This window comes from Salinibacterium sp., assembly GCF_031364185.1.
Taxonomy (GTDB): domain Bacteria; phylum Actinomycetota; class Actinomycetes; order Actinomycetales; family Microbacteriaceae; genus Rhodoglobus.
This window is the reverse complement of sequence record NZ_JANLVV010000307.1, coordinates 1-3,837: the sequence shown is the minus strand read 5'-3', so window position 1 is coordinate 3,837 and position 3,837 is coordinate 1. Positions and strand designations below refer to the sequence as shown.

Here is a 3,837-nt window from a genome sequence, read left to right as displayed (position 1 = left end):
AGATCGTCGCATGCATGTCCATATAGCAAATGCTATCAAACTCGAAATTACGCGACAGAGTTCGTTCCGACTCCGCCGTTACAGCGGCCATTCTGACCTCGATGGATGCAGGCCGAACGAGATCAGATTTTTCGGGTGGAGGGAACTTCTTCCTTCGGCCCGCCGTCCAACAGTGCCGCGACGGCGTCGACGAGGGTCTCGCGGTCGTCGCGACCGTCGAGTTCGAGCGTCGCTCCCCGGCGCAGCAGAGGTTCGACCGTGAGCAGGTAGTGAGCGATCTCGGCGGCCTCCTCGGGGCGCTTGCCATACGGGTTCGAGGCCCGCGCGGATACTCGACTGAGCAACGTGTCGAGGAGAGCGGTGACACGCGGTTCATCCCAGAGCCCGTTATCGAGCATCCACCCGTCATAGTCAGTATCGATTGCCAGGTATCCCCGACGAGCAAGACCATCGAGAAGTGTCCACTTGCCCGCCCCCGACATGCCAGTGACAAGAACGCGGGCCATGGGGTCACTGTAGTGCGAGAGGGCAGCAGCAACCGCTAATTCCTATCAGCGGTTGACGCAACCCGGCTTCGCGAAGCAGAGTTGGTCTATACCCATGACTGGAGGCGCACGTGGTGGAACGCATCTCATCGCAGCAGTTCGAAGCATCCAAGGGTGTGGAAGACTGGCAGGTGCTCGCGGATGGCGCCAAAGCCCACTTTGCTACCGGCTCGTTCGCGAAGGGCGTGGAACTGATCCAGGTCATCGGGCGGCTTGCGGATGCGGCGGACCACCATCCGGATGTCGACCTGCGCTACTCCGTTGTGATGGTGAGCCTTTTCACCCACGAGGTGGACGATATCAGCGACCGGGACGTCGCGCTGGCCCAACAGATTTCGATCGCGGCGCATGACCTGGGCATCGCGGCCGACCGTTCCAAGGGATAGCTGGGTGGATGCCGAAGCAACAACAACCTGTCGTGTGGCTTTGCCGATCGAGCATTCCAGGAAGTTCAGTGCGGCAGGCTTTATGCACTGCCAGTGGTGTCTCCAACGCTTTATGGGGGATGTGTCAGCGCGATGAAGGCGGTCGCCGACGGTCATCGTAGTTGGGTCGCCGTATCGACTGAAGGTGGTAGCTGGTTCCGCTGACTGAGTGCAACGGTGAGTGCGGTGAGAACGATCGCGGCTCCGATGATCTGTCCGGGGGTTAGTTGCTGAGCGAGGAGCACCCAGCCCAGCGTGGTGGCGACGAGGGGGCTGAGGAGGCCGAGGAAGGAGATCGTGACTGCGGGCAGGCGGCGGATTCCAGAGAACCAGATCGTGTAGGCAAGAGCGCCACCCATGATGCTCAGATAGGCGAAGCCGACCAGATTCTGCCCGGTGAGCTCGGTGGGGAGCCTCTCGACCACCAGCAAGACGGGAATGATGAGGAGCCCTCCCCAGATGAGTTGCCAGGCGGTGGAGGTGAGCGGGGGCACTGATGTCGTCCAGCGTTTCGAGAGCACGATGCCCAGTGCCATCGCGCCTGTGCCACCGAGGGCGGCGGCGATTCCGAGCGGGTCGAGCTGGGCGCTTGCCTGCACGACGAGGAGGGAGACGCCCAGAATTCCCGCGAGTCCCGCAATGATGGCGCGCGGGCGCAGTCGTTCGCCCACGAGGCGCACTGCGAGTGTTTGAACGATGAGCGGCTGGACTGCGCCGAGGGTGGCGGCGACACCACCGGGCAGTCGGTATGCCGCCAAAAACAGGAGGGGGAAGAAAATTCCGATATTGAGTGCACCGAGGACGAGGGATTTCCACCACCATGAGCCGTGCGGAAGCGTGCGGGTTACGAGAAGGAGAATGATTCCGGCCGGGAGAGCCCGCAGCGCGCCAGCGAGCAGCGGCGCGTCTGGTGGCAGTAGCGCTGTGGTGACCAGATAGGTGGTGCCCCAGAGGGCGGGTGCCATCGCCGTTCTCAAGACGATGGATTTGTTAAGCACTTAGCCAATATAGCTAATAGCTTAGCAATTCTCTAGGCTTACCCCATGATTACTGTCGATGGGATTCTTGCCCAATGGTCGCGAGAGCGACCCGACCTTGACGTTTCCCCGATGGCTGTCGTCGGACGACTATCGCGGGTGAACGCTCTGTTCGAAGCCGGCCTGTCGGCGGACTACGCCCAGTGGGGTTTGGATGGTGGCTGCTTCGATGTGCTCTTCACCCTGGTCCGCTCGGGTGCACCCCATGCTTTGTCCCCATCTGCACTTGCCGCGTCGAGTATGGTCAGCACGGCGGCTGTGGCGCAACGCGTGAACCGGCTCGTTGCTGCCGGGCTGGTCACTCGCAAGCCGGACCCGCGCGACGGCCGAGGCACCGTTGTCTCGCTCACGGCGGCGGGAAAACACCTCGCCGATCGCGCCCTGCCCTCACACCTTCAGGCAGAGGAGCGACTGCTGGTCTCGCTCAGTGCAGCAGATCGAGCGCATTTGGCGGCGCTGCTCGAAAAAGTGCTCACGGCGACGGCCACCCCGCGCTGACCGCCGCGCACTCGGAGCGATCGACAGGGGCAGCCAGGACAGATCGACGTAGAGGACGTACCCCGATGCCCCTACCGCGGCCGGCGCAACCGAATCGGGCCCTTCGCGGTAGAGGGATCGACCACACTTCCGCCCTGCGTGATCTGCAGTTCGCCGCGGGCGACCATGCGGCGCGCGGCTCGTCGAGACGGCTCCATGAGATCGCGCCAACCCTCGCCGCCGATTGCTCTCGCCGCGTCGGACGGGCAGATCGTCGCATCCTGAGCCCGCGTACTCAGCAGCCTCGCGATGGTCTCTTCGAGCCGGAGGTCGGTGGTGGTGACCCCGCGGCTACGGCATGCGTCAGAGCAGAACTTGACCGAATCCCAGTCACGGGCCCACTTCGCGCGCCACTCGATGCGCCGCCCGCACGAGGCGCACGTCTTCTCTGCCGGGTCAGGATCGGTGGATGCGCGTTGGCGGTGGGCCATGCTTCTATCCTGCGGGGTCGCGGGGGTGGGCGCCACCGGCCGCCCCGGAACTCCATCCATCACGCGCTCACCCAGCGCCCCGGGCGAGGCTGCTCTACTGCCGGCGGGAGATCTCTCCGACACCCGAGATCTGCTGGGTAACCTTTGGGTTGCCGCCGTAGGTCACCGAGCCGACACCCGAGATGGAGGCATCCAGCTGATCGGAGGCAAAGACGGCGGCATCCCCAGACCCGGCGATGTCGACGATAGCCCGGGCGGTGCGGAGCTTCTCGGCGCGAACTGCTCCCACACCGTCGAGCGACACGGTGAGTTCGTCGGCGCGTCCGTTTAACGTTGCGTCACCCGCTCCGCTGACATTGACGGTGACGGTCGCGGCATCTACTGAGTCGATGTCGACATCACCCGCGCCGTTGATGTCAACCCTCAGGTCATCGCCGGGCACGTTCGAACGGATGTCTCCCGCTCCCTCGACCCGGATGCCGTCCAGGTTCGGCAGGGTGAGCTCGTATCTGATCCTGGCGCCGGAGACCGTCGGAGTGCCCGACCTGACGCCGAGCACGAGTTCGCCGTTCTTCACGTCAGAGGTGAGTCGATCCATAATTTCAGCGGGAGCATGGATGACCAGCGACGGTTCTCCCTCGCTGATCGTAACGTCACCCCACGAGTCGAGCACGACCGAGGTGGCAATATCGATGGAACGATCTTCGCTGATGACGGGACCGCGAGATGCAAGCCCGCAACCTGACAGGAAGAGGAGGGCACAAGCGGGGACGGTGATGAGGGCGAGGGTTCGGCGCATAAGACCAGACTAGAAAGTCCGCCGCGCATCTGCCCGTGGGCTAACCCCCGAATTGGGGGTGTG

6 protein-coding genes are annotated in these 3,837 nt (G+C 63.8%); 2 read left to right on the top strand and 4 right to left on the bottom strand.

The genetic code is table 11. From position 1 onward, the window contains the following. Positions 1–122 precede the first annotated feature (122 nt). Positions 123–506 (bottom strand): ATP-binding protein, encoded by a 384-nt coding sequence (locus RMN95_RS13420; protein ID WP_309617412.1) that lies wholly within the window; start codon positions 504–506, stop codon positions 123–125. Positions 507–616: 110 nt separating this feature from the next. Here RMN95_RS13420 and RMN95_RS13415 point away from each other — a divergent pair, with 110 nt between their 5' ends. Beyond that, positions 617–931 carry a 4a-hydroxytetrahydrobiopterin dehydratase gene (locus RMN95_RS13415; protein WP_309617411.1) on the top strand — a complete coding sequence of 105 codons (315 nt, stop codon included), beginning with the start codon at positions 617–619 and terminating at the stop codon, positions 929–931. Between the two features lie 152 nt (positions 932–1,083). On the opposite strand, the gene RMN95_RS13410 is transcribed toward RMN95_RS13415, so the two are convergent. Continuing rightward, positions 1,084–1,968, bottom strand: a complete 885-nt coding sequence (locus tag RMN95_RS13410) for an EamA family transporter (RefSeq protein ID WP_309617410.1) — start codon at positions 1,966–1,968, stop codon at positions 1,084–1,086. A 45-nt stretch (positions 1,969–2,013) separates the two neighbouring features. On the opposite strand from RMN95_RS13410, the gene RMN95_RS13405 reads away from it, so the two are divergent. Beyond that, positions 2,014–2,505, top strand: a complete 492-nt coding sequence (locus RMN95_RS13405) for a MarR family transcriptional regulator (RefSeq protein WP_309617409.1) — start codon at positions 2,014–2,016, stop codon at positions 2,503–2,505. A 71-nt stretch (positions 2,506–2,576) separates the two neighbouring features. Here RMN95_RS13405 and RMN95_RS13400 read toward each other — a convergent pair whose 3' ends face one another. Continuing rightward, positions 2,577–2,975 carry a DUF2256 and DUF3253 domain-containing protein gene (locus RMN95_RS13400; RefSeq protein ID WP_309617408.1) on the bottom strand — a complete coding sequence of 133 codons (399 nt, stop codon included), beginning with the start codon at positions 2,973–2,975 and terminating at the stop codon, positions 2,577–2,579. 94 nt (positions 2,976–3,069) lie between these two features. Further along, a complete protein-coding gene (locus RMN95_RS13395; RefSeq protein WP_309617407.1) occupies positions 3,070–3,774 on the bottom strand; it encodes a head GIN domain-containing protein in 705 nt (234 codons plus the stop codon). Between the last annotated feature and the right edge of the window lie 63 nt (positions 3,775–3,837).